Origin of the sequence: Streptomyces sp. NPDC001507 (assembly GCF_042894765.1) — a bacterium.
GTDB lineage: Bacteria > Actinomycetota > Actinomycetes > Streptomycetales > Streptomycetaceae > Streptomyces.
On sequence record NZ_JBIAVV010000001.1, the window covers coordinates 1,286,246 to 1,312,348 of the forward strand.

General features: G+C 68.8%; 23 protein-coding genes and 4 pseudogenes. 9 read left to right on the top strand and 18 right to left on the bottom strand.

Annotated features, from left to right (window positions below; translation table 11 throughout):
* Positions 1-70 precede the first annotated feature (70 nt).
* The 3 genes from ACFY0K_RS05780 to ACFY0K_RS05790 form a co-directional block, all read right to left on the bottom strand.
* Positions 71-298, bottom strand: a complete 228-nt coding sequence (locus tag ACFY0K_RS05780) for a hypothetical protein (RefSeq protein ID WP_390638751.1) — start codon at positions 296-298, stop codon at positions 71-73.
* Between the two features lie 506 nt (positions 299-804).
* The gene (locus tag ACFY0K_RS05785) at positions 805-1,119 is read right to left on the bottom strand and encodes a helix-turn-helix domain-containing protein (protein WP_390638752.1); all 315 of its coding nucleotides are present in this window, start codon (positions 1,117-1,119) and stop codon (positions 805-807) included.
* Positions 1,116-2,090, bottom strand: a complete 975-nt coding sequence (locus tag ACFY0K_RS05790; RefSeq protein ID WP_390638753.1) for a tyrosine-type recombinase/integrase — start codon at positions 2,088-2,090, stop codon at positions 1,116-1,118. Before ACFY0K_RS05790 ends, ACFY0K_RS05785 begins: the two co-directional genes overlap by 4 nt.
* Positions 2,091-2,250: 160 nt before the next feature.
* Between ACFY0K_RS05790 and ACFY0K_RS05795 the strand changes: the two are divergent.
* Positions 2,251-2,364 (top strand): annotated as a pseudogene (locus ACFY0K_RS05795) (AAA family ATPase); the annotation flags it as partial.
* A gap of 587 nt (positions 2,365-2,951) precedes the next feature.
* Here the strand turns inward: ACFY0K_RS05795 and ACFY0K_RS05800 are convergent.
* Genes ACFY0K_RS05800 through ACFY0K_RS05810 form a run of 3 tightly spaced genes read right to left on the bottom strand, consistent with a single transcriptional unit; the run spans position 2,952 to position 5,754 of the window.
* Positions 2,952-4,073 carry an MSMEG_0565 family glycosyltransferase gene (locus ACFY0K_RS05800; protein WP_390638754.1) on the bottom strand — a complete coding sequence of 374 codons (1,122 nt, stop codon included), beginning with the start codon at positions 4,071-4,073 and terminating at the stop codon, positions 2,952-2,954.
* On the bottom strand, positions 4,070-4,906 hold the full coding sequence (locus tag ACFY0K_RS05805) for a carbon-nitrogen hydrolase family protein (RefSeq protein ID WP_390638755.1): 837 nt from the start codon (positions 4,904-4,906) through the stop codon (positions 4,070-4,072). Before ACFY0K_RS05805 ends, ACFY0K_RS05800 begins: the two co-directional genes overlap by 4 nt.
* Complete coding sequence (locus tag ACFY0K_RS05810) at positions 4,903-5,754, bottom strand: carbon-nitrogen hydrolase family protein (protein WP_390638756.1); 852 nt, start codon at positions 5,752-5,754, stop codon at positions 4,903-4,905. The genes ACFY0K_RS05805 and ACFY0K_RS05810 overlap by 4 nt, the downstream gene beginning before the upstream one ends.
* A 161-nt stretch (positions 5,755-5,915) precedes the next feature.
* Between ACFY0K_RS05810 and ACFY0K_RS05815 the strand changes: the two genes are divergently transcribed.
* Positions 5,916-7,124, top strand: a complete 1,209-nt coding sequence (locus ACFY0K_RS05815) for an RNA-guided endonuclease InsQ/TnpB family protein (RefSeq protein ID WP_390638757.1) — start codon at positions 5,916-5,918, stop codon at positions 7,122-7,124.
* A 17-nt stretch (positions 7,125-7,141) separates the two neighbouring features.
* On the opposite strand, the gene ACFY0K_RS05820 is transcribed toward ACFY0K_RS05815, so the two are convergent.
* Genes ACFY0K_RS05820 through ACFY0K_RS05845 form a run of 6 tightly spaced genes read right to left on the bottom strand, consistent with a single transcriptional unit; the run spans position 7,142 to position 12,699 of the window.
* The gene (locus tag ACFY0K_RS05820; protein WP_390638758.1) at positions 7,142-8,581 is read right to left on the bottom strand and encodes an MSMEG_0567/sll0787 family protein; all 1,440 of its coding nucleotides are present in this window, start codon (positions 8,579-8,581) and stop codon (positions 7,142-7,144) included.
* Positions 8,578-9,669 (bottom strand): MSMEG_0568 family radical SAM protein, encoded by a 1,092-nt coding sequence (locus ACFY0K_RS05825; RefSeq protein WP_390638759.1) that lies wholly within the window; start codon positions 9,667-9,669, stop codon positions 8,578-8,580. Before ACFY0K_RS05825 ends, ACFY0K_RS05820 begins: the two co-directional genes overlap by 4 nt.
* Positions 9,670-9,679: 10 nt before the next feature.
* Complete coding sequence (locus tag ACFY0K_RS05830) at positions 9,680-10,210, bottom strand: MSMEG_0572/Sll0783 family nitrogen starvation response protein (RefSeq protein WP_059193510.1); 531 nt, start codon at positions 10,208-10,210, stop codon at positions 9,680-9,682.
* A 39-nt stretch (positions 10,211-10,249) separates the two neighbouring features.
* Positions 10,250-11,065 carry an amidohydrolase family protein gene (locus tag ACFY0K_RS05835; protein ID WP_390638760.1) on the bottom strand — a complete coding sequence of 272 codons (816 nt, stop codon included), beginning with the start codon at positions 11,063-11,065 and terminating at the stop codon, positions 10,250-10,252.
* Between the two features lie 15 nt (positions 11,066-11,080).
* Positions 11,081-12,397, bottom strand: a complete 1,317-nt coding sequence (locus tag ACFY0K_RS05840) for an MSMEG_0569 family flavin-dependent oxidoreductase (protein WP_390638761.1) — start codon at positions 12,395-12,397, stop codon at positions 11,081-11,083.
* A complete protein-coding gene (locus ACFY0K_RS05845; RefSeq protein ID WP_390638762.1) occupies positions 12,394-12,699 on the bottom strand; it encodes an MSMEG_0570 family nitrogen starvation response protein in 306 nt (101 codons plus the stop codon). Before ACFY0K_RS05845 ends, ACFY0K_RS05840 begins: the two co-directional genes overlap by 4 nt.
* Positions 12,700-14,128: 1,429 nt before the next feature.
* Between ACFY0K_RS05845 and ACFY0K_RS05850 the strand changes: the two genes are divergently transcribed.
* From ACFY0K_RS05850 to ACFY0K_RS05875, 6 genes and pseudogenes are all read left to right on the top strand, one after another.
* Positions 14,129-14,695 (top strand): hypothetical protein, encoded by a 567-nt coding sequence (locus tag ACFY0K_RS05850; protein ID WP_390638763.1) that lies wholly within the window; start codon positions 14,129-14,131, stop codon positions 14,693-14,695.
* Between the two features lie 250 nt (positions 14,696-14,945).
* Positions 14,946-15,542: an SMI1/KNR4 family protein gene (locus ACFY0K_RS05855; protein ID WP_390638764.1), complete on the top strand. Its 597-nt coding sequence runs from the start codon at positions 14,946-14,948 to the stop codon at positions 15,540-15,542.
* Positions 15,543-15,703: 161 nt separating this feature from the next.
* Positions 15,704-16,468: a transposase family protein gene (locus ACFY0K_RS05860; protein ID WP_390638765.1), complete on the top strand. Its 765-nt coding sequence runs from the start codon at positions 15,704-15,706 to the stop codon at positions 16,466-16,468.
* Positions 16,469-16,592: 124 nt separating this feature from the next.
* The gene (locus ACFY0K_RS05865; RefSeq protein ID WP_390638766.1) at positions 16,593-17,222 is read left to right on the top strand and encodes a DUF6461 domain-containing protein; all 630 of its coding nucleotides are present in this window, start codon (positions 16,593-16,595) and stop codon (positions 17,220-17,222) included.
* 745 nt (positions 17,223-17,967) lie between these two features.
* Positions 17,968-19,026, top strand: a pseudogene (locus tag ACFY0K_RS05870) (ISAs1 family transposase); the annotation flags it as partial.
* A 543-nt stretch (positions 19,027-19,569) separates the two neighbouring features.
* Positions 19,570-20,211 carry a hypothetical protein gene (locus tag ACFY0K_RS05875; protein ID WP_390638767.1) on the top strand — a complete coding sequence of 214 codons (642 nt, stop codon included), beginning with the start codon at positions 19,570-19,572 and terminating at the stop codon, positions 20,209-20,211.
* Between the two features lie 31 nt (positions 20,212-20,242).
* Here the strand turns inward: ACFY0K_RS05875 and ACFY0K_RS05880 are convergent, their stop codons facing one another.
* The 4 genes and pseudogenes from ACFY0K_RS05880 to ACFY0K_RS05895 form a co-directional block, all read right to left on the bottom strand.
* The gene (locus ACFY0K_RS05880) at positions 20,243-21,037 is read right to left on the bottom strand and encodes a transposase (RefSeq protein WP_390638768.1); all 795 of its coding nucleotides are present in this window, start codon (positions 21,035-21,037) and stop codon (positions 20,243-20,245) included.
* Positions 21,038-21,248: 211 nt separating this feature from the next.
* A pseudogene (locus ACFY0K_RS05885) lies at positions 21,249-21,833 on the bottom strand (transposase family protein); the annotation flags it as partial.
* 211 nt (positions 21,834-22,044) lie between these two features.
* Positions 22,045-23,082 (bottom strand): hypothetical protein, encoded by a 1,038-nt coding sequence (locus ACFY0K_RS05890; protein WP_390638769.1) that lies wholly within the window; start codon positions 23,080-23,082, stop codon positions 22,045-22,047.
* A gap of 368 nt (positions 23,083-23,450) precedes the next feature.
* Positions 23,451-23,681, bottom strand: coding sequence for a hypothetical protein (locus ACFY0K_RS05895; protein ID WP_390638770.1), 231 nt, complete (start codon positions 23,679-23,681; stop codon positions 23,451-23,453).
* Positions 23,682-23,882: 201 nt separating this feature from the next.
* Here ACFY0K_RS05895 and ACFY0K_RS05900 point away from each other — a divergent pair.
* Positions 23,883-24,107 (top strand): annotated as a pseudogene (locus tag ACFY0K_RS05900) (protein kinase family protein); the annotation flags it as partial.
* Between the two features lie 240 nt (positions 24,108-24,347).
* On the opposite strand, the gene ACFY0K_RS05905 reads toward ACFY0K_RS05900, so the two are convergent.
* Both ACFY0K_RS05905 and ACFY0K_RS05910 read right to left on the bottom strand, forming a co-directional pair.
* The gene (locus ACFY0K_RS05905; protein WP_390638771.1) at positions 24,348-24,995 is read right to left on the bottom strand and encodes a hypothetical protein; all 648 of its coding nucleotides are present in this window, start codon (positions 24,993-24,995) and stop codon (positions 24,348-24,350) included.
* A gap of 103 nt (positions 24,996-25,098) precedes the next feature.
* Positions 25,099-26,097, bottom strand: a complete 999-nt coding sequence (locus tag ACFY0K_RS05910; RefSeq protein WP_390638772.1) for a rod shape-determining protein — start codon at positions 26,095-26,097, stop codon at positions 25,099-25,101.
* Between the last annotated feature and the right edge of the window lie 6 nt (positions 26,098-26,103).

Below are 26,103 nucleotides of genomic sequence, written 5' to 3' on the forward strand. Positions count from 1 at the left end.
CGGCAACTGCCGGCCGCAAGGGTTCGGAAACGGCTTCAACCCGCCGGCGCCGTCGGCCAGTTGCGAGTCGTTAGTCCTGGTCGGTGGGCAGGGCCAGGCTGCGGAGGGTGAAAAAGTCCTCAAGTGCGCGGGCGAAGGAGCCCATCGACCGTCCTGGCCTGCGGGACCGCTCCAGCAGGGCCAGGGGTGAGTTGGAGTGCTCGTCCTCGAGGAGCCGTCCCAGGTCGGTGACGAAGCCGCAGGCTCTGGCGACGCAGTGGCGGGCGGCGACCTGGGCCACGAAGTCGGCGAGCCACACGGGTGGGTCGGCGAGTCGTTCCTGTAGGTGTTCACCACGGATGAAGGGGCGGCCGGGGTGTTATTGCCAGCAGGCCGAGCACAGCCCCAGTCCGGCATGCCGGCGCAACTGCCCGCACTCGCGGCAGATCTTCGGCGGGTTCTTTTCCTGCCGGGGTCGTGAGCTTGGCCGCACCAGCCGGCGTCTCGCGCAGATGGCCGGGGCTTTTGGCAGCGTGGACATGTCCCCTGTCCGGCCGGCTGGCCGGCCCTGCGCCGGCACTCCCGGCACAGCTGGTTCTGTGGTGAGCGGCCCGGATGACCGCACTCCGTGCAGACGCGTGAGCAGGAGATGCACCGGCCGGTGTCGTCCTGCAGCACGCGGTCGAGACCGCAGGAGGGACACGGGGCCTTGGCGGCCTGTTCCTTCATGCGGCGCCACAGGCAGCAGTGCTGGCGGTCGAGATATCCGACCGGTCCGCCGCAGGTGACGCAGTCCCGTTGCTTCTTGCCCATCGTGGCCTGCCGTCACATGGGCGGCATCGACCGGCCCCGGGCGGAGGCGGCCCGCGGGAGGCCGGCGACCGGGCGAGGGGGGGCGATCTGCCGTTCGACGGGGGTGGTGTCGACCTCGATCAGGTCATTGGGGGTGCATTCCAGCGCGGTGCACAACGCGGCCAGCGTGGTCATCTTCACCTGCGAGGGCTCCATGGTGAACAGCGCGGACACCGAGGCCGAGGACAGCTGAAGGCTCGCCTTCTCGGCCAGCAGCCGCCGCAGCTCGGTCCCGGTCCACACCTCGCGCTGGGCGGCGGCCATCCGCAGCCGCCACCGAATCTTCATGACGTGGTGTCCTTCCCACTCAGCTCGGCCAGCGTGCTGGCGACCGCCCGTTGATAGGCGTCCTCGATGAAGGTCGCGGAGGGGCGGACATAGCGCATGGTCGAGCTGACGGTCCAGTGACCGAGCATCTGTTGGATCGCCACGAGGTCGACGCCGCGTTCGTAGTTGTGGGTCGCGCACGCTCGTCGCAGGGCATGCGGGCTGAACCGGTCGGCCGTCGAGCGGCCTTCGAGTTCCATCAGATAGCGCAGGCGGTTGCGGATGGTCCCACGGTGGGGACTGCCGCCGGACTCGTCGGCGAACAGCACGGGCGAGTCGGGCAACTTGGGCCGCACGTCCTCCAGGAACCACCGCAGCACCAGATCGAGACTGTCGAGCATGGGTACCCACCGCGGCCACGGTCCTGAAGTATGGGCGCCCTTGCCGAACCGGACATGCAGCTTGCCGAACGGCCCACGCGAGAAGTGCAGGTCCGGCTTGTCCAGCAGGGATGCCTCCTCGGAGCGGAGCCCGGCGTGATACAGCGTCCGGAACAGCGCATAGTCCCGGGCCGCGGGTCCGTACTTCCGCGCGGTCGCGATCCGCTGCTTCATGAAATCGAAGAACTCTCCCACCCGCTCCGGCGCCGGAGGCGGCAGCAGAGCCGGCGAGTCGTCGCCGACATGCCGGGAGGCGCTGAACTCGTCGATCGGGCAGACCGGCCGGACGCCGAACGCAGCCTCGATCTCGGCCGCCTTGCAGGCCTGCAGGAACCGGTGAAAGCCCTTGAAGGTCTGCACATGCTCGCGCCGGGTCGACGTCTTGCGGCCCTGAACCGCCAGGTCACCGACCACGCGGTCGATGTCCTCAGGCGTCACCTCCCACGCGGGCCGTCCCAGAGCCGCGAGGGTCCGCTCCAGCAAGCCGCTGTCGTTGTCGATGGTCACCGGACTGAAGCCGCGGGCCCTCCAGGACGCGATGAACGCGTCCACGCACGCCGCCTGGAACTGCCACGGATCCGCTGTCAGCGGCTCCTGAGGGACGGCCCCACCCGCGATGACCTGGAGTCTCGCCTCGGCAAGGACACCAGGAACGGGATACGGCCAGGTGGCAGCGGCAACTCTTGTGAGAGGACAAGTGCCAGCCCCAGATGGCTGGACGAAGACCTTCACTGATCCCCGTCTTTACGCGGCCATCGTCGACCGGCTCACTTTCAACGGCACGATCATCGAACCCGGCACCGACTCCCACCGACTTGCCAGCACCCGGGCCCGGGCCGAACACCGCAGAAGCGGGCTGATCAAATGCTTCAACGCCTGGCCGACAACCGCTGAGTGCCGGCCAGGCCCAAGTTCCGCTCGCTTGGATCGAGGAGCACTACGGCCAGGGCGGGCTTGAGCGGATCCAGGGCCGGATCATCGGGCGCCCTCTGCCGGAACTGCTTCGTCGGCTCGAGGTCGGCAACAGGGGCTTCGGGCCCGACGAAGGGACCGCTTCGCCGATCACGCGCCAGCGGGCGCCGGGGCACCTGGCCGACTGGCATTCCTCGGTCCGCATGCACGAACGCAATCGCGTCGAGGGGCTGCCTTCCTCATGGCTGTATCTCGTGCCGGGTGTTGCATGATGGACTGGCACGTCTCATTGCTCGCAGTGGACAACCCGGTACTCCTCTTCGACGTGGACGAGTGGGAGCCCAGCTGGGGCGAAGACCCACACGACGGCCTCCGGAACGCGAGTCCGTCGCTGCGGCACTGGCTGTGGACGTGGGTCTGTGGCGGCAATGTCCGGGCTCAAGTGCACGACCGCGCTTGACGCACAGTCGACTCGCTGCCGCGTGTCGACTGTCGCGCTCGTCATTCTGAGACGATCAGTTGGGCACGTGAGATGTCTTTCAGCCGAGAGTCGTAGAACGCCAGGTGACGTTCCGCAGCGGTGGCCCAGGTGTGGCGGGCGGCGAGTCGGCGGCCTCTGGCCCGGCGCGCGGGGGTGTCGTCCGTGAGCGCGGCGCCGAGCTCAGCGGCCAGGTCCTGGTGGGTGGTCGCGAAACGGGCGGCGCTGTCGAACACCTCGCGCAGTACGGGCAGATCGCGTACCACCAGCGGAACTCCCGCGGCGAGTGCCTCCATCGCGGCGAGGCCGAATCCCTCCTTGACCGAGGGGAGGGCGAATGCGGAAGCGGCGGCCACCAGGGGCGGCAGCTCGTCCTCGGCGACCTGGCCCAACACGACCGGTTCGACGCTGAGTTCGGCTGCGCGTGCCTCCCAGTGCGCTCGGTAGTCGCGGTAGTCGAAGAGGGTTTCACCGCCCGCGATCACCAGCCGTACCTCCGGGTGCGCGGAGCGCAGTCGGGCGTACGCCTCCAGCAGGTCCAGCGAGCCCTTGCGGGGTTCGATGCCGCCGACGGTGAGGACGTAACGGCCCAGGCGGGCGCGCCAGTTCGCGCGGGCCGCCGGCTCGGTGGTGGCGAAGCGGTCGTAAGCCACTCCGTTGGGAATGACCGCCGCCTTGATGCCCCAGCCGTCGGCCAGTTCTGTGGCGACGGCCGCCGACACGCAGATGTGCGCGTACGGTTCGACGATGGCCCGTTCGTGGCAGGCGGCCAGTTCGGGGGTGGTGAAGTGGTCGATGTGGTGGACCGTGCGGACGCAGCGGCCCCCGACCGCATTGGCGCTGATGCAGTCCTGGGCGTGGACGACGTCGTACGCCGCCGCGAAGGGCTCGAAGGCCGTGCCCAGGACGGCGATGGAGCGCAGGATCCGTTCGCCGACGGACTCCTCGGGCGGGCCGTCCGGGAACGGCACGATCCGCAGCCGTACGGCGGGATCGACCGGCCGGAAGAAGCCCGCGTCACCGCCACGGCCCAGCGTCCACACCGTGACGTCCTGCCCGGCCGCGGCGAGCGCCTCGGCGAGGGCGAGAGTGTGGACGACACCGCCGCGCGGCTTGGTGGAATAGCTCAGCAGAGCGATCTTCACGTGCGGTCCTCCCGGTAGGCGCCTGGCCGGCGCTCGTCGAGGTGGCGCAGGATGCGGCGGGCGCGGTCGACCTCCTCGGCGACGTCGATCTCGGCGACCGCCAGGCCGGCCTTGGACCAGGTGCGGGCGAGGATGTCACCGCCCGGGCCGACCACCTTGGACTGGCCGAGGAACCGCATGCCGCCCATGGCGCCGGTCTGGTTGGAGGAGGCGAGGACGACCTGGTTCTCGGCGGCGCGGGCCTGGTCGTACAGGTCGAAGAGCTTGGCCTGGCGGTCCTGGGCCATGCGCGGGGCGCGGTTGGTGAGGGACGTGGGCCAGGCGGAGAGGCAGGCGAGGACCTCGGCGCCGTCCAACGCCAGAGAACGGGCCGACTCGGGGAACGTCTTGTCGTAGTCGATGAGCATGCCGATGCGGCCGACGGGGGTGTCGAAGGCGTCGAAACGGTCACCGGGCGCGTAGGCGGCGACCTCGCCGGCCGGCAGGTGGACCTTGCGGTGGCGGCCGAGGACACCGTCGCCGCTGACGCAGACCGCGGCGTTGTAGCGCTCGTCGCCGCCGTCCTCGCAGTAGCCGAGGCAGACCACCATCTCGGCGGCCAGACGGGCGACCTGGAGGATCAGCGGGTCGTCCGGCTTCAGGGCCGGCGGCAGGGCCTCGGGGTCGGGGTGGCGCAGGTCGGCGAGGTAGCCGCCGAGCGCGGCGTCGGGCAGGACCAGCAGACCGGCGCCGAAGGCGCGCGCGTCGTCGATGAGCTTGGCGATGCGGGCCAGGTCGAACTCCAGGTCGCGGCCGAAGTGGGCGGCCGCGGCCGCGATCCGGATCGTGCTCATGCGCTGACTGCTCCCGTGGGTACGTCGTAGGTCTCGGGCCGCCGGTCGCGCAGGTGTCCCATCGACCGCCGGGCGGTCTCCAGTGCCTGTGCGACGTTCAGTTCGGCGACGGCGACGCCGGCGGCGACGCCCGTGTCGGCGAGGATCTCCCCGCCGGGGTCGACGACCTTGGCGCTGCCGACGAAGCGTAGCGACCCGAACGTGCCCGCCTGATTGGCCGACAGCCACACGATCTGGTTCTCCAGCGCGCGGGCCCGGTCGAACAGGTCGAAGCGGCGTTTCCAGCGGTCCTCTTCGAGGCTGGCGGCCGCGTTCGTACGCGATCCCGGCCACGCGGAGACACAGACCCCGATCGCGGCACCGTCGAGCGCGAGCGCGCGGGCGGACTCCGGGAACGCCTTGTCGTAGCAGATCATCATGCCGATCCGGCCGACCGGGGTGTCGAAGGCGTGGAAGCGGTCCCCGGAGGAGTAGCTGGCGTCCTCGCTGAGCGGCTGGTGGACCTTGCGGTGGTTGCCGAGGACGCCGTCGCCGGTGACGCAGACGACGCTGTTGTAGCGGGCTTCCCCGGCCGCCTCGCAGTATCCGGCGACGACCGTCATCTCCCCGGCCAGGGAAGCCAGTCGGCGGATCTCGGGGCCGTCGAGGGCGAGCGCGGGCGGCCCCTGGTCGAGTTCGGCGCGGTCGTCGAGGCTGAGCAGATACCCGCCCAGGCACGCCTCGGGCAGCGCCAGCAGACGTACACCCTCCTCCCGGGCTTCCTTGATCAGCCGCTCGGCTATCTGGAAGTCCTCCTCCAGGTCGCGGCCGAACTCGGCGGCGACGGCGGCCATGCGCAGGGTGGTCATCGGGGCCTTCCTTCGTGGATACCCCGACCTTCAGGCCGGGGAGGAAACGAGGCTCCTTCGGAGCAGGGCAGGAAGAGCTGGTTCGCCGCCAAGGCGGACCAACGTCCACCGGCTAGCGGCCAACATCCTCTACTCACACAAAAATTGATACGGTGTGAGCCATGGCGCGGCTGGTCAAGCGGGCATTCAAGTACCGCTTTTATCCCACGGATAAGCAGGCGGCCGAGTTGTCGCGCACGTTCGGCTGTGTCCGCCTCGTCTACAACAAGGCGCTGGAGGAACGCACCCGGGCCTGGTACGGCGAGCAGCGCTGCATCTCCTATGTGCAGTCCTCCGCCGCACTCACCGAGTGGAAGAAGACCGAGGAACTCGCCTTCCTCACCGAGGTGTCCTCTGTCCCGCTCCAGCAGGCGCTGCGCCACCTTCAGACGGCGTTCGCCAACTTCTTCGCCAAGCGGGCGCAGTACCCGCGTTACAAGAGCCGCAAGAAGTCCCGTGCGTCGGCCGAGTACACCCGCAGCGCTTTCACCTGGCGCGACGGGCAGCTGACGCTGGCCAAGATGGCACAGCCTTTGGACATCCGCTGGTCGCGTCCGCTGCCCAAGGGGGCGCAGCCGACCACGGTGGCCGTCTCCCGCGACGCGGCCGGCCGCTGGTTTGTGTCGATGCTTGTCGAGGACACCACCACCCCGGCCCCCGCCACCACGCAGGCGGTCGGCATCGACGCCGGGATCACCTCCCTGGTCACCCTGTCCACTGGGGAGAAGGTCGCCAACCCGCGGCATGAGCGGCTGGATCGCGCGCACCTGGCCCACGCGCAGCGCGAGCTGGCGCGGAAGGTGAAGGGCTCGGCGAACCAGGCCAAGGCCCGGCGTCGTGTCGCCAAGGTCCATGCGCGGATCGCCGACCGGCGCCGCGACTTCCTGCACAAACTGACCTCGCGCATCGTCCACGAGAACCAAGTGGTCGTGATCGAGGACCTGACCGTCCGCAACCTGCTGAAGAACGGCAGGCTCGCCCGCGCCATCTCGGATGCGGCCTGGACGGACCTGCGCATGATGCTGGAGTACAAGTGTGCCTGGTACGGGCGCGAACTCGTCGTGATCGACCGCTTCTTCCCCTCCAGCAAGCTGTGCGGGACATGCGGGAAGGTCAGCGAGAAACTGCCGCTGAACGTCCGCGCGTGGACGTGCGGCTGCGGCGTGGTGCATGACCGCGACGTGAACGCGGCACGCAACATCCTGGCCGCCGGGCTGGCGGCATCTGCCTGTGGAGACGGTGTAAGACCTCAACGGGAGTCCTCCCGGACGGGGCGGTCGTCGGTGAAGCAGGAACCTCAGCGGGCGACCGCTGGAATCCCCCGCCTTTAGGTAGGCGGGGGAGGAAGTCAAGCGGTCCCCATCCCGGTCACGGTGGACATGACCGCTTCGGTGATCTCTCCGTCGGGCCAGCGCAGCCCGACGCCTTCTCCTTCGGTGAGCTCCCCGCACACCGCACCCGTGGCGGGCCCGGCGGGCAAGGGCGGTGCGCCCGGCTCGTCAGCCGTGAGCATGGCGAAGCCCGGGAAACAGGTGAACCAGTCGCCCACGGTCGCACCCCCCGGCCGGGGCACGGCGGCCACGTCGAGCACCGCACGGCAGCCGCTTGCCTCGGCGAGCATGCCGAGGGTGCCGGCGATGCCCGCCATCGACACGTCCTTGGCGGCGGCGGGCCGCGCTGCGGCCACTGCGCCGGTCATGGTGCGCAGTTCGTCGCCACGGCGGTGGCTGGTCGAGTCCCACTGGCGGCCCCGGTAGCCCGGGCGCCAGCTCCCGCCGAGGTCGGCGGTGAGTCGTACGGCGTGACCGGGGCGGCCGCCGCCACCGGGCACCGGCCGGGCCGTGCGGCCGAGCGCGGTCACCGACAGGGCGGCCGGGACGCCGAGCTGGGTGTGCCCGCCGAGCACCGGGATGTCGTACGCCTGTGCCGCCCGGGCCAGTCCGGCCAGGACTTGGGCTGCGTGCGCGGCGTCGCGGGCGCCCACGGCGTCCAGCAGCCCGAGCGGTGCGGCGCCCATGGCCGCGAGGTCGTTGGCGTTCACGAGGACCGCGCACCAGGCCGCCCACTCGGGGTCCCGTTCGACCATGGACGGCACGATCGCGTCGCACGCCGCGATCACGTCGGTGCCGGGGACGGGGGCGCCGTCGTCACCGACGAAGCCCGGGGGAGGTGTCAGCGCGGTGAGGAGCGGTCCCAGGGGGGACTTCGTGGCCGCCGTGAGGGCGGCGATGCGGCCGATCGGCCAGCGCATCAGGACGTGCGGCGCGCCCGCGACCGTCGTGTCCCGCACCCGCTGCCAGCCGAGGCGCCGGAACAGCACCTCGTTGCGCGCCTGGACGGTCGCGTCGAATCGCAGCACGCCCTCCGCCTCGGCGCGGGCGCAGGCGGCCCGGACGAGCGCCGCGCCGATGCCGTGCGGGCCGCGGGCGCGGCGGGCGACGACCAGGCGCCCGCCCTGCCACCAGCCGAGGTCGGGGCCGTCGTCGACCGGGCAGAGGCGCACCCCGCCGACCACGGTGCCCTCCGTGTCCTTCGCGACCAGGACGACGGTTCGTGGGTCGGTGTCGTGGTCGTCCAGGTCGTGATGGGCGAAGAGCCCCTGCTCCTGGACGAAGGCGGCACGGCGCAGTCCCCGGTAGGCGGCCACATCCGCCGTGCCGTCAGCCTCGGCTATGCGGAAGGCGGGCCGGCGGGCGAGCGTGCTGCGGTCGCCGAGCAGGGCCAGGATGTCCTGCGGACTGTCCACGGCCGGCACGGTGACGGAACCGTCGAGGTTCACGGTGCTCACCCGCCCGCCGTCTGGAGCACGCTGCAGGCGCCGCAGGCCGCGCAGCCGGCCTTCTGGTCGGCGCCGCTCATTCCGGCGGCGCGCAGCTTCGCGGCGACGCCCTCGGTGACGTACGTCAGGAGTTCCGCGCGGGGTGCCCCGACGCCGTCGCGGGCGGCTAGGGTGCCGCTCATCGGGCGGAAGGGGACGACGAACGGGTACACCCCCCGGTCGATCAGCCTGCTCGCCCCGGCGACGAGTTCGTCGGGATCCTCGCCGAGTCCGACGAGGAGGTAGGTGGAGACGCGGTTGGGTCCGAAGACGCGCACCGCCTCGTCCCATGCGGCCTCGTACTCGGCCAGCGGGACCGTCGACTTGCCGGGCATCCAGCGTCGGCGCACCTCGTCGTCGAGGGACTCGACGTGGATGCCGATGGCGGTGGCCCCGGCGTCGTGCAGGGCGCGGATCCAGGCGAGGTCGCCGGGCGGTTCGCACTGCACCTGGATCGGCAGACCGGGCACGGCCTCCAGCACGGCCCGGACCGACCGTACGAGGGTGCGGGCGCCGCGGTCGGGTCCGGTGGTGGTGCCGGTGGTCATCACCATCTGCTGCACGCCGTCGAGCCGTACGGCGGCCTCGGCGACCTCGGCGAGCTGTGCCGGGGTCTTGGCGGCCACGGTGGCGCCCGAGCGCAGGGACTCCTCGATGGTGCAGAAGCGGCAGCGGTCGGACTCGGCGTAGCGGATGCAGGTCTGCACGACGGTGGTGGCCAGGACGTCGGAGCCGTGCAGGCGGGCGATCTGCTCGTAGCGGATACCGTCGGCCGTGGTCAGGTCGTAGAACTTCGGTCGCTGGACGGCTGTGAAGGAGATTCCGGTGTCCTCGTCACCGAGCCACACCTTGCCGTCCCGCACGGAGTAGGGACTGTGGGGGTTGCGGGGGAGCGCGGCGTTGGCACCGTCGACGAGGACGTGTCCGTCGTCGCTGGGCCCCGCGCCGTCCGGCCGCCGCACGGGCGCGTCCGACGCGACGCCGCGCAGGGCGAGTTCGGCGCGGGTCATGATCCGCACGTCCACCGCCGTACCGCTGTCACCGGTGCCAACGCTCACGTCGTACTCCCTACAGCTGGTAGGTGGAGTTGATGATGGCGCCCTTGCGCGCGTAGTGGATCAGCGCGTCCTGGACGTCCAGGGGGTGGGTCGGGATGACGCCCTCGATGAGGTCCTCCTCGCGGGCGCCGTGCAGGGACAGACCGAAGCGGCAGCAGTAGACCTTGCCGCCCTCGGCGATGAACGTCTTGAGCTGGTTGTTGATGTTGTGCTCGCCGGGGAAGGCGGAGTTGCCGGTGGTCGGGAAGCCGCGGGTGGCGAGGCAGTTGAGGGAGCCGGGGCCGTAGAAGTAGATGGCGGTCTCGAAGCCCTTGCGCAGGGCGCGGGTGGCCTGCAGGACGGCGACGAAGGACACGGACGACTCGTGGGCGATGCCGTGGACGAGGGTGAAGTAGGTCTCGCCGTTCTCCGCCTGGTAGTCGGGGAAGACCTTGGTGGAGCCGTAGATGCTAGTGCCCTCGGGGAGCGAGGGATGCGGGATCTCGTCGAGGGACTTCTGCTCGACGTCGGAGAGTTCGGCGGTGACGACGGATTCGGACATGGCTGTCTCCTTGTGCGTACGGGAAGGGAGTAGGGGCGGTCAGTCGTAGAGCGTGGCGAAGGTGTCCCGGAAGACCAGGTCCCCCAGGGCGCCGCCGCCGGTGGCCGCGGCGAGACGGGCGTACTCGCCCGTGAAATCGCCCCACGGCTGGTCGCTGGCGAAGAGCACCCGGTCGTGGCCGATGCCGCGGCGCTCGATCTCCTGGGCCAGCCAGCGGGGAGTGAAGCCGATGGCCCAGGAGAGATCGGTGTAGACGCGCTTGCCGGCGTCGATCCAGTCGAAGAACCGGGAGCCGGCGAGCTTGATGTGGCCGCTCATCCCGCCGCCGAAGTGCACGAGATGGACGGGGACTTGATCGGCATACCAGTCGACGAGGTGTCCGACCTCGTCGATGTCGGAGGCGGCGCCGGGAGAGGTGTGCACATGGACGACAAGGCCGTGCCGGGCGGCCTCGGCGAAGATCCGGTCGAGCTGGTGACGGCAGGCCGGGTCCGTGGGCCGGCCGCCGAGCAGGAAGCTCAGCTTGAGCGCCTTCACACCCGGCTCACCGGCCAATGCCAGTGCCTGATCGGTGCGTTGTTTGTCCTCGGGGCGTGGCGAGACCCACAGACCGGCGCGGATGCGGTCGTCGCTCTGCGCGGCCTCGATGGCCAACTCGTTGAAGGAGAAGGCGATCGCCGGGTCCGGGACGCCGTAGTTGGGGATGACCAGGGCGCGTTCGGTGCCCTCCGCGTCCAGGTCGGCGATCAGCTGCTTGACCGTGGCCCGGGCCGTGGTGTCGGGGTTGACGGGCGGACCGCCGTAGAAGGGATACGCGGGCAGGACACCGATGTGGCGGTGTGCGTCGAAAACCATGGGTGGTACGGCCCTTCAGCCGATCGGGAGGGCAGGGGCGACGCCGGCGGGAGCTCCGGTGAGGACTCCGCACACGTCGGCCGTGCGGCGCCCCGCGTCGATGTGGTCGGCGAGGAACTCGGCGTCCCGGCCCACCGCCTCGAATCGTCCCGAACCCCAGGAGTGCTGCCAGGGCAGCCCCAGGAAGTACAGGCCGGGGACGTTGCTGATGCCCCGCCAGTGCATGGGGTAGCCGCGCCCGTCGAAGGCGGGGATCTCGATCCAGCGGTGGTCGCGGGTGAATCCGGTCGACCAGACGACGGAGGTGATGCCGGCCTCGGTCACGTCCAGGGCGCGGGGCTGCTCGGACGGTTCCCACACCGGCACGTAGCGCGCCTCGGTGGGGGCGTCGATGCCCTGCGCGGCGATGTGCCCGTCGATGGCGTCCTTGATGCCCTCCGCGACCGCGTCGGCATGGTCGAGGTTCACCTTCAGGTCGTCGGCGAACTCCATGCGCGCACCGCTGATCCCGGTGAGCCTGCCGTACAGCCGCATGCCGTCGCGGGCAAAGGCCCGCAGATCGATGTCGCGGCCGCCGTCACGGCCGGTGACGTAGTGGTTGACCCGCATGCGCACCGCGTCGGCGTCGTCGAAGACGTCGATGGGCTTGTCGTAGTGGCCCATGTCGTTCAGCCACGCCACACAGTCACGGCCCCGGTAGAAGCGGGCGACCCGGGGTGCGCTGCCGACGGCGAGGTGCACCTGCCGGCCGGCGAGGTGGAGGTCCTCGGCTATCTGGCAGCCGGACTGACCGGTGCCCACCACGAGGACGGCGCCTTCGGGGAGCTGGTCGGCGTTGCGGTAGCCCGAGGAGTGGAACTGCTCGACGCCGGCCGGCAGCCGCTCGGCCATCCGCGGGATCTTCGGCGTGTGGTACGGGCCCGTCGCGACGACCACCTGGTCGGCGGTGAACCCCCCGGCCGTGGTGGTGACGTCGAAGACGCCGTCCAGCGACCGGCGAAGGCGGGTCACGGACACACCCTCCACCAGCGGCGGCTGGAAGGACGCGACGTAGTCCTCCAGGTAGCGCACGATGTCGTCGCGGACCATGAAGCCGTCCGGGGCGTTGCCGGCGTAGGGGTGACCGGGCAGCTTGCACTGCCAGTTCGGGGTGACCAGGCAGAAGGAGTCCCAGCGGCGTTCCCGCCACTCGTGTCCCACCCGGTTCGCCTCGACGACCACGTGGTCGACACTGCGCTCGCGCAGGCCGTGGCTGATCGACAGTCCCGCCTGGCCGCCGCCGATCACGGCGACCGTGTAGTGGGCCCCGGCGAGGCGGGGCGCCGCGCTCACCTCGGGATCCCGTCGGCGTCGAGAAGCGCCTCGACCGTGACCTTGCTGTGGGCGGGGAAGGCGCGGTGGCGCACCGTCTCCTCGATCTGCTCCAGCTGGCCGGAGGCGCCGGTGCAGGAGAAACCGAACTTCTCACGGACCCGCTCACCGGCGATTCCGAGCGCGGTTCGACTGCGCTCCAGGAAGTCGGCCAGTTCGTACGTGTCGCCGGCCGTGAAATACTCCTCGACGACCGTCGAGGGGGAATAGCAGCGCTGGGTCGTATCATCGGGCCAGCGCACGTCGAAATACATCTCGGGCATGACAGCCTCCATGCCGGGCGCCGGGTTCTCGGCCCCTCGCCTCTGCGTGTGACCATCACTTCAGCCAGCCGCGATTACCGAACCAGGTCATCCGGAATAAGGGGAAGTTACGGAGTCCTCACGGTGAACAACGGGCCGTGGACGCGGATTTGCCCCACAGGCAATAAATGCCTGTCCCGGAGCCTCCAGAACCCGGTGACCTTGATTTCCTGCTTTTGCCAGGATGCTCGTCCCGGCCGGCCCATTCCCATCGGCCGCTTTCTCGACGAGGCGGCGAAGCCACACGTGGGCGGGGTCGTCGGTGAGGGTGCGGTGCCAGATAGAACTGACGGCCCAGCTCGGCATGGGCAGCGGCGGGGCGGACGTCGCCAGGCCCAGGGCGTCGGCGTATGCGGTGGCCGTGTGGGTGGGCAGGGTCGGTCGCCAGGGCGGGCAGCGTCGCGACTCGGAGGGCGGCTCCCGCGAAGTGGGTGGTGGAGGCGATCACCCGGCGGTCGAGCCCACGGGCCTCCAGGAGGTCGTCGACGATGCCGCGCCTGCCGTCGCAGGAGATCGGCAGGTGGGGATGGGCCAGGTGGTCGTCAAGGGTGATCGGGGTCCGCAGCGGCAGCAGGCGTGGGTCGCGGCAGGGGCCGGGCCAGGCGGAGATGGCGTCGGCGCCAAGGAGAGCCACGGCGGCCTCGGTGACCCGGTCCGCCGCCACCACCACGAGCATCGAGCTCAAGGACCCGAGTCCCTCTCGCGGCGGCACGCCCCGGCCAGTAACTCCGTGTGCACCGAACGGACGTGGACGCTCCGGGATGGCGCAATTACACGATCAGCCGCGCCGGTGACCGACCCGCAGGCGTCACCGCGGAGTACCGCGAGGGCGGTGTTGTGCCACTGTGGCCGGCTGCCCTGCGCGAGAACGAACAGGTCCTTGTCACCGGCCCGTTCGGGGATGCCGTCGTCGACACGGAGGAGGACCGACCGCTCCTGGTCCTGACAGCTGGCATCGGCATCACTCCGGCGCTCGCCATGGACCACACTCTGGCAGGCGCGCGCAGCGCCCCGTTGACTTCGTGCACGTCGTCCGCGATCTCGGCAGCCTCCCGCCGGGAGAAACTCCAGCAGGCCGTCTGCCGGTTGCGTCGAGGCCGCCTGCACCTCCACGTGACGCGGCCGACGCCGCGGGACACCCGGCCCGAACATCACCCTGATGATGTAGTCCGACGCCTGGGCGGCCTCGGAGGTGAGGACCTTGGGGGGTGATTGCCCAGTGTTTGAGCATGGAGTGCAGGACGTCGCTGCGGCGGCAGGTAAGACAGAGGAAGGCCGCGTTGTGGCGTCTGCTCTCCGCCCCGGCACCCGGGACCCGCCCCCCCGGACCGTCGCACCTGCGGTGGAACCGGCCGACTGGTGCTACGACAGTCCCGCCGGTAAGGACTACATGACCCGCACCGATGCGTGCCTGAAGAGCATCGGGTCGGGAAGGCTCGTGTTCGTCGATACGGACGAGGCGGAGATCGGCTTCGCCACCTTCGACTTCGAGCAGCGGATCACGGCGTACCCGAACAAGGGCTGCGTCGTCGAGAACTACGTCCCCACCTTCGTGATCGACACAAAGTACAACCTCGCCCGTCAGTTCATCGGCATGGCCCAGGCCAGCATGTCCAGCCACCCAGGCTGGGAGAGGCATGGGCAGCCGCTGAGGCGGGAGGCGAACGTTGCAACTGAGCAGAAAAACCGCGGAATAATCTGCGACAGAACATTCACAGCCGACCCGAGCACACCAAAGTCGTCGCAACGCGACGAGTATCCCTTCGCCGAATCCAAGAACAGCGGCGCGCAGCAGGGTGTCACCTCGGGGTCCCAGTGCCAGCAGTACATGGTCGTCTCGCAGACCATCGAAGGCAAGCAGTACCCGTTCCTCACGTGGTCTGCGTACAGCCAAGGCAAGATGCGCCCTGCTCCAGCCAAGTGCGCCCGGGCCGGCATGACGAAGGCCGACAATTAAGGTGTTGGTGGTGACCTCGGCAGGGCAGCAGTAAAGTTCCGCCTGATCAACAATGAGCCTTTTCCAACCTGCCGCCGGGCTGGGCAGTTGTAATGAGCGCCTGACTTGGCGGTGAGCGCTTGAGGTGTCGAGCAGTGGCTTGAGCTGCTGATGTTGGGACAGCCGTGTTGTCCTTGAGCCACTCGACCCATCGGCTGGGCGCGGGTAAGTTGGCGGCGCAGATCCCCGCTGACCAGTCTTGGAGCAGTGCATGTCCTCGTTGGATGAGTTGCAGGCCCTGCTGGGCGAACCCGTCGGCCGGCAACCGAATCCGGACGACTGGAACGAAGTCGAGCAATACGTAGGTTCTGCTTTGCCCAGCGACTTCAAGTCGTTCCTCAATGCCTACGGCAGCGGGTCCATCTCCGGTGAGCTCGTCGTTTTCCACCCGCATGGATCAAGCCCGTTGCTGGAGCGCATGCGCAAGACCCACCAGACGTTCACTGAGCGTCGAGACAGAGCCCTGAGCATTGGGGACTCCGAGCACGTCCCGTACCGCTTGCACCCCGAACCCGGTGGACTGATTTCGTGGGGGTACGACCACAATGGTGATGAGCACTTCTTCCTGCCTTGCGGACCAGACCCGGACCGGTGGAAGATCGTCACGATGGTCCATGAAGAGGGCTGCGAGACCTTCGACGGCCCGTTCTCGACCTTCGCGCTCGCGTTCGTTCGGCGGCTGCTCGACGTGGACCGCTACCACGGCATCGACCCGGAAGCCCTGGAGTACCTGGAGCCGGAGGACCTTGAAGAACTGGTCGCCGCTGGAGAGATTGGCCCCGTCCAGCCGAGCTTCGAGCCGTTCTAAACGGAGCGGCCCCGGACGACTTCCTGGACAGCACGTAGCGCTTCAAGCGGCGGACCTCGTCAGCTGGGGCGCTTCAGTTACAGCAGTTGGCCTGACAGGCAGGCGGAGCCCCTGGTAGGTGGGTTCTCGACCAAGAAATCCCTCTCCACCAGAGGCTTCGTGTGCGTGTCTATTCGTCCGGTCTGGACGTGTCCAGCTCTACCCTTCGCTTCCTCGCCGCCCGCCTGAGAGAACGCCGGGAGGCTCTCGGCACCCGATGGCGGCGCCCGAGTGCGGGTCGGCAGGCCCTGCTCACCCTCGCCCATCTCCGTAACGGCCACCCCTACGCCCAACTCGGGGCCGGGTTCATTGTCGGCACCACCACCGCCTACCGTTACACCACCGAGGCCGTCGACCTCCTGGCTGAACTGGCTCCGACACTCGCCGAGGCGGTCCGGACGGCCTCGATGAAGGCGTTCGTCCTGCTTGACGGAACGCTGCTGCCCATCGACCGGATCGCCGTCGACCAACCCTTCTACTCTGGCAAGCACAGCAAACACGGAATGAATGTGCAGGTCATCGCCGATCCCTTCGGCCGCTTGCTGTGGGCGTCTCCGGCACTGCCTGCGGCCGTCCACGATGTCCGCGCGGCCCGCGAGCACGGCATCGTCGAAGCGCTCACCCACGCCGGCGTCCCCTGCTGGGCCGACAAGGGCTATCAGGGAGCCGAAGGCACAGTTCGCGTTCCCTGCCGCGGCAGGTGGGAGATGCTTTCCACCGGCCAGCAGGCCGTCAACCGGTCCCACGCAAAGATCCGAGCCCTCGTCGAGCAGGCCGTCGCCACCCTCAAGTCCTGGCGACTCCTCCGCAAGCTCCGGTGCTCGACCACCCGCATCACGCGTCTCGTTCAGGCTGTCCTCTGCCTGCATCTGGCCAGCTCAGAGTGAAGATGGAAAGAACTCAATGACCCGTACTCGGTGGACGCCGGCAACAAGTAACCCTATGCCCAAGCCGGGCGGTCTCACGGCAGCGGCCCACGGGACCGCCCGGCGCAGCAATCGAGGTAACTTCGTGAACAGCGAACTCTTCCCCAACTCTCAGCTCTACGACACCGGCTATTGCGTAATCTTCACCAAACACGTGCCCCCAGCTGACCTTTTGTCAAGGGTGGCAGGGCGAGCTGTCACCCAGCTCTCCCTGAACCGCCTGGAGGCAGAGATCATTGAAGCGCAGGGAGAGGAAATCGAAGAGGAGGACGTACCCGAACTCGATCTTGACGAAATCCGGGACGGCGGTTTCCTCGACTCCAGTGGTCCCCTGGTTCGCTGCGGTACACACGGTGATTGGTCCTTCGTTGTCGAGACCTCCGGTTCATACCTCGCACGAGATGAAGTGATCTCAGCGGTTTCCCAGGGCACCGTTGCGCTCTCCTTGAGAGAAACCGGATCCACGTGGATCGCCTACGCGGAGTACGGGACAATCCTATCCTCCCTTGACCCCCTTTTCCCGGAGCATGATTACGGCAAGAGGCCAGAAGTACTCGCAAACCTCAGCGGCTTCCGGACTGCCCTCGATGCTGGCGACCGCTCGGACGCCTACGAAATCGCCAGGCGGAGGATTCAGGAGGCGCTGGGATGCGCTATGCCGCAAGAAGTGGACGATGCCCGCCTCCTCGCCGCGCGTATCCCAGACGTGTACTGATGTTGCGGCGCTCTTGAAGGTGAGCAATTCTCACTCGCTGGCAGGGAGTTGCTCAGTTCACGGAGCGCAGCTCGGTAGAAGTTACTAATGGGTAATTCTGAGGTCAGCTTGATTGTGGACTCTGTGAAGTTGGCTTGACCTGCGGTTTTTGGTGATGGCTTCAGGGTTTGCTCAAGCGGAGCCTTGGTTGGTTGCTCATGGGCAAGGGGCCGCCGGTAGCGGCGGTCGGGGGAGGGCCCGGAGAAGTCGGAGAAGTCCCCGGCCCCCCAGGGCTTCGGCGTAGTCGCAGGATGTCCGGTTCGCGATCGTGCGACGACGCCGAAGACGTGCCTCGTGGGGGTGTGGGCTGGCTGCCATTGATGTGTCCCATTGGGACCGGTACAAGTAACGAGTGACAGAACCTCTTGCTCCCCGCCCGGATGGCCGCGTTGCGCCGAAGCCAGGACGATGGACCCAGCAGTCAGCGGGTGCGATGTTCGCCGCCGTTGCAGCATTCCTCATCACTCGCGACATCACGTTCGGGTTCTTCAGGCAGACGCTGCCCGAGTGGGCGTACACCGCTACGGTCCTCGCGGGACTTGCTGTGTCGGCTGTCGCCTACGGCCTTGCCGGGCTGTGGCTCAAGCGATTGCCCTAGCAGGAGGGCTCACGGCGGGCTTCAGCGTCGCTGCACGGGCGTCGGGTTCGTGACACTCCGCCGGCTTGGCGGTCATCCGGGAGCTGACAGGCACGGACTCCCAAGATCATGGAGTTCTCTACGCCCCGTGATCCAAGTGGAAGACCGTGCCTGTCGCAGCATCATCTCTGGTCCCGCCTGCCCTTGATCAACTGCGTGAGAATCCGCAGGTCGGACCCGGGAGGTCCCGGGCCTGCTGGAGCGGTTGGCCGGGTGCCGGATCCGCGTGACCCGCGCGGAGTGCGCCACCGCCTGCCCGTCGTGCTCGCTCTCACCGCGTGCGCGGTGCTGGCCGGAGCGACGTCGCTGCTGGCGGTCGGTGAATGGATCGCTGATGCCCCTGGGTATGTGCTGGAACAGGTCGGTGCCCACCCCGATCCGCTTCTGCCCAGGCGGGCCCTGCCGGCCGAGACCACGGTCCGCCGACTGCTGGCCCGCATCGACGGCGACGCGCCGGACCGGGCGGTCGGACGCTGGCTCGCCGACCGACGCCCGAAAACGACCGGGCTGCGCGGCCTGGCAGTGGACGGCAAGTGCCTGCGCGGCGCGGCCAAAGCGAACGGCCGCAAGTTCCACCTGCTCGCCGCACTGGAGCACGCCACCGGCCTGATCCTGGCCCAGCTGGACGCCGGCGAGAAGACCAATGAGATCACCTGCTTTCAGCCACTGTTGGACGCCATCGCCGACCTGGCCAGAGTCATCGTGACCAGCGACGCCATGCACACCCAGCGCGAGCACGCCGGCTATCTCCTGGGCCGGGCTGCCCACTACATCGTGATCGTCAAGAGCAACCAGAAGAAGCTGCGCCGGCAGGTCAAGTCCATTCCCTGGAAGGACATCCCGCTTCAGGGGCGCACCCGTGGCATCGGCCACGGCCGCTCGGAGATCCGCCGAATCAAGGTCGCCACCGTGAGCAGCCTCCTCTTCCCCGGGGCCCGCCAGGCCGTCCAGATCAAGCGCCGCCGCACCGACCGCAAGACCGGCAAGACCACCGTCAAGACGGTCTACGCCGTCACCAGCCTGACCGCTGAGCAGGCCACCGCGGCCCAGCTCGCGGAACTCGTCCGCAGCCACTGGAAGATCGAGGCTCTGCATCATGTCCGCGACACCACCTTCGCCGAGGACGTCTCCCAGCTGCGGACCGGCAACGCGCCCCGCGCGATGGCCACCTGGCGCAACCTCGCCATCGGAGCCCTCCGCATGGCCGGAGTAGAGAACATCGCAGCAGGTCTCCGCCGCAACGCCCGCGACCCTCGCCGCCCCCTCACACTCCTCGGCCTCGGATGATCACAAGCCGGACGCCACGCGACTACGTCGAAGCCCTGCCCCGGCCCCATGGCGTGACATCGCTTTGTCAGGCCTGGTCCGAGCTGTACGGCCTGTCCCCATAGGCGGATTCCTTGTTCCAGCCCGGGGGGACCCCTGGGCGTCAGATGCGCGCACCAGGGGGAGTACGCGATGCACGGCACCGAGGACACCGGGGCGACAGATGTCCAGATCAGGCTCGACTCGGCGACTGACTTCGACGATCGGTTGGCGCCGATCGGGAGGCTCCGCAGTGAACGTGGCCTCAAGTACTTGTCGACGAGTTTGGGTTCTGGTCCAACTTCTGTGGACCGGTGACGCTCAGTACCGACGGGGGTGTCGGTAGGACGGTTGATAATGCCGGTCATGGCAGATCGCAGTCCGGTTCTCCGGATCATCAACTCGGCGGCGCGGGAGTCCCTGAAGCCGCTCGGCCTGACCCAGAGTGGGCGGTCGCGGCTGTGGATTGATGATCACGGGTGGTGGCTGGGCATTGTGGAGTTCACCCCGCCACGCACTGCCGGCAGCGGTCTGCACGTCGGTGCGATGTGGCTGTGGCACGACGTGGGCCACCTAGCCTTCCACGTGGACGCAGTCCGGGTCGGCTCCGAGCTGTTCCGCACCGAGGACCAGTTCACGCCGTTGGCACTCGAACTCAGCCGACATGCGGCTGCGAACGTGACCGCGCTGAGGGAGAAGTTCCCAGCACTGCCGAGCGTCGCCCGATACCTGACGCTCAGGCCGATGCGCCGGGGATTCCTCTGGGACGGCTTCGACGCCGGGATCGCGGCCGCCCTGGTCGGCGACCCGGACACGGCCCGCGATCACTTCGAGCGAGTCCTTCGAGAGGACCCGCTGGCCCCGTGGATGGTCGAAGCCCAGGAGAAAGCGCGTGAGCTGCAAGCGATCGCGGCAGATCGCGACGCCGTGACCGCCTGGGTCGCCCGGGGCGTCGACTCATGCCGGAGCAAGCTGGGCCTGGATGCTATGCCGCTTGCGATCAACTGAACGGACCCACTGTTGGGTATCACAGCTGCGGTCAGGCCAGCAGGACTCGCTTCCGCAGCAGGTCGAAGCCGGCCCGCCCGTACATTTGGCGCTTGATCATTTTGATCCGGTTGACGTGGCCCTCGACGACGCCTGAGCTCCACGGCAGTGTCAGGCCCGCAGTGACGGCGGCGAGATCTCGTTCGAGACCGTTGACGAAGGGGTGGAGGCTGGGCAGGTCGTCGGCGCGGACCGCCTTGATCCATTGCGGAAGCTGGTCGCCCTGGAGCTGGGTGAGCATCTTCCCGAACACGCGGACGTGCCCGGTGAGGGCATCCAGTTCGGGGCAGCAGGCAAGGAGGACTTTGAGCTTCAGGCGCTCGCTCTCCGGCAGGGTGTCGGGGTGAGTCAGGATCCAGCCGATGACCGTGCGCGAGGACGGCGGACGGGCGGCCGGTGCCGTCGGGGATGTGCGGAACGTCCGGAGGCAGGCGCGGACGGCTCCGTAGCCGCCCGTGTAGCCGTGCGTCTTGATCTCTTCCCAGAGGACCCAGGCGTTCGTGCAGCCCTCAGCCCATCGCTCGTGCAGGTAGGGCTTGAAGTCATCGAGCTTGGTCCTGCGGTTCTGCCGCTGCCCCTGGAACAGATCCTCCGGCCTCGCGGCGTCGGCCAGCCGTTGGACGGTTCGGTGGGTCATGCCGAGTTGGCGCTGGATGGAGCGTCGGCTGTGGCCGGCGGCCAGCAGCGCGTGGACGGTGGCGTGCTCGGCGCGGGTGCGGTCGGCGAACCGGTGCCTGGTGGGCCACGGTGCCCCGCTCTCGGCCGGCGCCGGGGCCTTCTCCGGCACCGGCTCTGCGATGGTTGCGCGGAGGCACGGGGGCGGTGGCGGGAGACGCACCGCTCGGCCGCTTCGCCGAGGTTGCGCCAAAGGTGGAACCGGTCCGCGACCTGGACTGCGGTGGGTGCCCCGATCCTGGCGCCCTCGGCGAAGAACGGGCGCGGTCGCGGCAGACGACCTCGATCCCCGGGCGTTCGGTCAGCCAGGCCGCGACTGTGCCCGCTTCACGATCCGGCAGTAGGTCAACCGGCCTGCGGGTCTCGACGTCGACCAGCACGGTCCCGTAGACACGGCCCTTGCGCATCGCGTACTCGTCGATGCCGACGACCCGTGGGACCTGTGGCTGGGGTTCCGGGAGGACGTCGACCAGCCGCAGGACCGTGTTCCGGCTGACCCTCGCCCCGAAGACGTCGGCCAGCCGGGCGCCGGCGCGGCCGGCCAGGGCGATGCCGACCACGGCAAGGGCTGACCGCATTCGCTCGGTCCGCTGGCTGTGCCGCCGGGTCAGGCCGGCGACCTGCTCGACGAACGTCCGCCGCCTGCAGGAGACGTCTTCGCACATGAAGCGCCGGACACGAAGTCGCAGCACCACTCGCCGTCCCGCCACGGGAAGATCGGCGGGGAATCGCAGGTATGAGCCATGCAACCGACCCGACCAGCTCCCGCAGCCCGGACACCGAGCCCCAGCCGTCCGGCACCTGACACCAACTCGGATCACCTCGCCATCGTCCTGGACCGACTCCACCCTGATCCCCGAATCCGCCAGGAAGAGCAGCTCTTCCAATCGGAGCAGTACCTCGCGCACAGCCCAGAACCATCAGCCCGAACGTTGTCGACACCGTCACTTTCCGGAAGATCTCGCGAGACCTACGAGCAGGACCAACAGTCACAGGGAGTAGACACACCACAGAAGTTGGATCAGAACCCGAGTTTGGGCAGCACTTCTCGATCGCCGAGCCGTGAAATGCCGATGAGAACTGACACCGCTCGGTGACCGAGTCGATGTCTTTCCTCCGCTATTCGGTGACGTTGGGGTTGCTGCCCAGGATGCTCTCGGTGGTCTGCCAGAGCCGGGGCAGGAATCGGGTCACCTCTTCGGCCCGGTGGATGAGGTCACGGGTCGAGCTGATGCCCAGATCGGTGACGGCCGCCTGGAAGGCCGGGGCGAGGGCATCATGCAGCTGGGGCGCATCGGCAGCCAGGATGATGTGGCAGCGGGCGAAGGTCGCGATGATCCAGAAGACAGCCTCGTGGTGGTCGCCTGAGTCGATGAGCCTCTGGCTTCCGTCAATCGCGATCGGCCGTGCGGTGGGCGTGATGTCGCTGCTGAAAGAGAACGGGGTCTTCGCCACTTGGACGGTGGCGTCGAACGTCGTGGCCAGTTCACGCAGATGGTGCTGGACACGCTGTGCGGTCAGGTGTGAGCAGCCGAGGAGGTTCAGAAGTTCCGGGTAGAGGCTGAGGTGGCCGTAGTCGGTGAGGACCTCGCGAGCGGCCGGATAGCGCAAACGGACGGTGGGGTTGCGCAGGGCGGCGACGAGAAGGACGTGGCAGGTCACGCCGGTGGGGAACAGCCACGAGATCACCTGTTCGTGGAACGGCGCCGAGGTGTCGATCGCAGCGAGGCGGGTCTCGATCCGGTGGCGGGCATCCTGGCATCTGCGGCGGACCCAGGGTCGGGCGGTGAAGTGGCGCGAAATGTGTGCGTGCAGTTTGTGCAGGTCGCCGGTGGGGTCATCGATGATCGCGTCAGTGCGGAAGCTGCCGGCCAGGTGGTAGGACGCCAGGACGTCGTCGGCGGAGGCGAGCTCGGTCCAAGGCAGGTAGCTGACTTCCAGCAGGGCGTTCTGGAAGCGAAGTTTCCCTGGCTTGGCCGGTGGGTCCTCCTGGGCGGTGACGACGAAGATGTCGACGTCGGAGGAGGGCGACAGCTCCGCGTCGTCCGGCAGCCCGACGGTCGAGCCGCTGAAGTACGCACCCCGGAAGCCGGCATCGGATCGGGCATGCTGGGCAACCCACTGAATCGCGGCGGAACGTGCCAGTCCGACCTTCACAGTCGCATTCTCCCCGGTGACATCTGCAAGATCTTCATTGTTCCCGTTACTGAGGTGGAGAGGTGCGACGCCTCCTGGCGACGAGAGTCCTGGGGGCGGTCTGCCTGCCCTGCCGTCCTGGGCGGCGGCCCGGGCTTGGGTGATGGTGAGGCGACAGGATTCAGTGCCGGTGTGGATCAGGTTGCCGCCGAAGGTGAGCCAGTCGACGTGGCCGCGCAGATCCGGGGTCGGTGAAGGTCTTGGTCCAGAGGAAGTCGAGGTGGCCGAGTTCGCCGCCGTGGGCCTGGGCGAGGCGGGCGTCGAGGGTCTCCAGCATCCCAGATGGCCGCGGGGACTTTAGTGACTCGCGCAGGGTGGTGTCCATCACCTCATCGTGCCGCCACCTCGCCTTCGCCGTGGACCTGGTCGTCGCAGTTGTCCTCCGGCGTGTCCGGCGTGTCCGGCGTGTCCGGCGGTGCGGCGGAGCCGAAGTGTCCCTGCGGGCCGTGGAGGAAGGCCGCGGCGCCTGCGTCCCCGCTGGTCTCGGGGCTCGGGATCGGTCTCGGTTCCAGCGAGCAGGATGCGTCCGTCAACCGGGGGCGGCCGCGCGATGACGTCACGGCCGAGACGTTCGCCATGACGACTGTCGGCCCGCTCGTCTACCAGCGTTTTCTCGTGGGCGCCCGGCTCAGTCACGAGACGGTTGACACGGCGGTGGATGCGGCACTTCGGGCCTTGGCGCCGTAGCGACCCGATGCCTGGGGACTTCTGTATGCCGTGTTCGCCATCGGCAGGCCTTTCCGGCTTCGCCTGCGCCTGGCTTCATCAAGCGGATCCCTTTGACGGACACCGCATTACGCGTGGAGAACGTGCGGTCAAGGGCGAACGTCTTCGAACTGCCGATGTTCCACCAGTACGGGGTGGGCTCGGCCGGGTTCGGTGCCTGGCGGGAGCTTGCCATGCACATCATGACCACGAACCGGGTTCTCAGCGGCGAGCATGCGGGATTCCCCCTGATGTACCACTGGCGGATTCTGGCTGACTCGGGGTGTTCACGAGTACACCCCGCCTGCGGCGTCAGGAGGGGTTGAAGACCGCTTCCCGTCTGTCGTGTGATCGTTTCCCGTACGGGAGGGCCACCGTGGCCAGGGTCGTGAGGCGATCTTTTTCCCGCGGCGCGGCAAGTCGGCCGTCGGCCAGATCTTCCGAGACGGGAACATGGCTGATGCCGCAGGCCACGTCGCCGATGAAGCGGCGTGGGCGCGGGCGCTGTCAGCCGAGTCGGCTCACCTGGCCCGAGGCGGCCAGTGCTCCCGTGCCCTGGCCGCACTGAAACCGATTGAGGCGGTGAGCAGGGCCTGAACCACGGCGATCAGGGCGGACAGCGTCCAGAGCCATTCGGGATTGGCGGGCGGCGGGCCGGCACTGACGCCGTACCTGCCCCGGGGATCGATGGTGACGGTGATGTGGTCACCGACAGCGAGGTCCCCCGCGCCGATGGCGCCGAGCGGGTGGTGGGAGGCATCCGCCAGGACCGCTTCCGTTCCGGCGTCGAACGGGCCGGCGCTGGCCTGCAGAGCCGTCACGACCGCTCGGACGGGTCGGCCACGCTCGTGCAACGCGTGGTCCTTGAGGACGATCCACCCCACAAACATGGTCACAGCGACGCAGATGGCCACCGCGATCTCCTGTACATGGACGCCCTCCTCCGGGTTCTGGGTCCGAAAGTCGTACAGGACGAACGCCAACCCGAGCAGACCCCCGCCCAGCACCATCCCGACGAAGCCCATGACGAACGTGTTCCGCCATCCGACGGGCGTCAGCGACGCACCGTAGACGAGGCCGAACGCAATCGCCGTCAGCATCGCGCTCGCCGGCACCGCGAGTGCCGCCCACGAAAACCGCACGAGCCATCTCCGCTCGGTAGTGCTCACCGGTTCCTCCCCAAGTCTGTTCCGGTGTGATGCCCGCCCTTCGGTGTGGTGATCGCTCCGCGGAAGCCGCACAAGTCCTGGCCCGGGGCGTTCCGCATGGGATTTACCTGTCGTCGGCGTTCAGATCACGTGGTGGCCGCAGACCGAGCTTCTCCAGCAGCTGCAGCTTCTCTGCCAGGTCGATGCGGTGCTCGGCGACGACGGGGGCAGGCGGCTTCTCGGCGAGCAGACGGGCCACCCCGTCGAGGAGGACCTGGAGGCGGTGATGTCCTGCCTTCGGTTCGACCACTCGGCGAGCGGGGAGCCCGGTCAGATCCGTCAGATGGTCCTCCGCTCCGGGCGGGTGCGGGCCGGTCAGCAGCAGCCCGCCGGCGGTCGCCTGCCGGACGGTCTCCGGCGGCGCCTCACGCAACACCTGCTCCACGAGGCCCACCACCGGCTGATAGGCATGGGCCACGACGGCGCGCAGTTCGGTCGGCGACAAGGTGACCTTGCCCGGCGGCGCAGGGAAGACACGATCCTCGGTGATCACCGTTCCCAGGACGGGCCTGGGGGTGGGCACCGTTGGCGACGGCGCGAACGCACCGCCGTGAACGACCGCGGCCCACGCCTGCTCCAGGCCGGCATCGAGCCGGTGCTCGGCCTGCAGATGCTCTACCACCGCCTGGGCCAGACCTCGCGTGCCACCGGTCGCCAGACCACCGGCGATCGCCTCGCGCCCGGCGACGACAGCGACCGAGGTGCGCAGCCCGTCCTGGTGCACCACGACACACGCGGCCGGCTCCGGGGCCAGGCCGGCACCGGCCAGGGCGGCCACTGCCTCGTCCACCACCGTGACCACCGCCGCCGGCCACAGCTCCTGGACCTTGTCCACGGCCGGCTCCACCCCCGGGTGTGCACCGGCTCCGGGTGCCACGAGGACCACCGACCCGATCGGCGCCGACAGCCACGCCCGCTTCGTCATCCCGGCCAGAACCTGCGCCGCAAGCGACGCATCCGCCCCCGGGCCCGGATTCCAGGCCAGCTCCAACACCACTTGCGAGTAACGGGCGTCGCGCCCCGTCACCTGCACTCGTATCTCGTCCAGAGCCCACCAGAGCACGCCGCC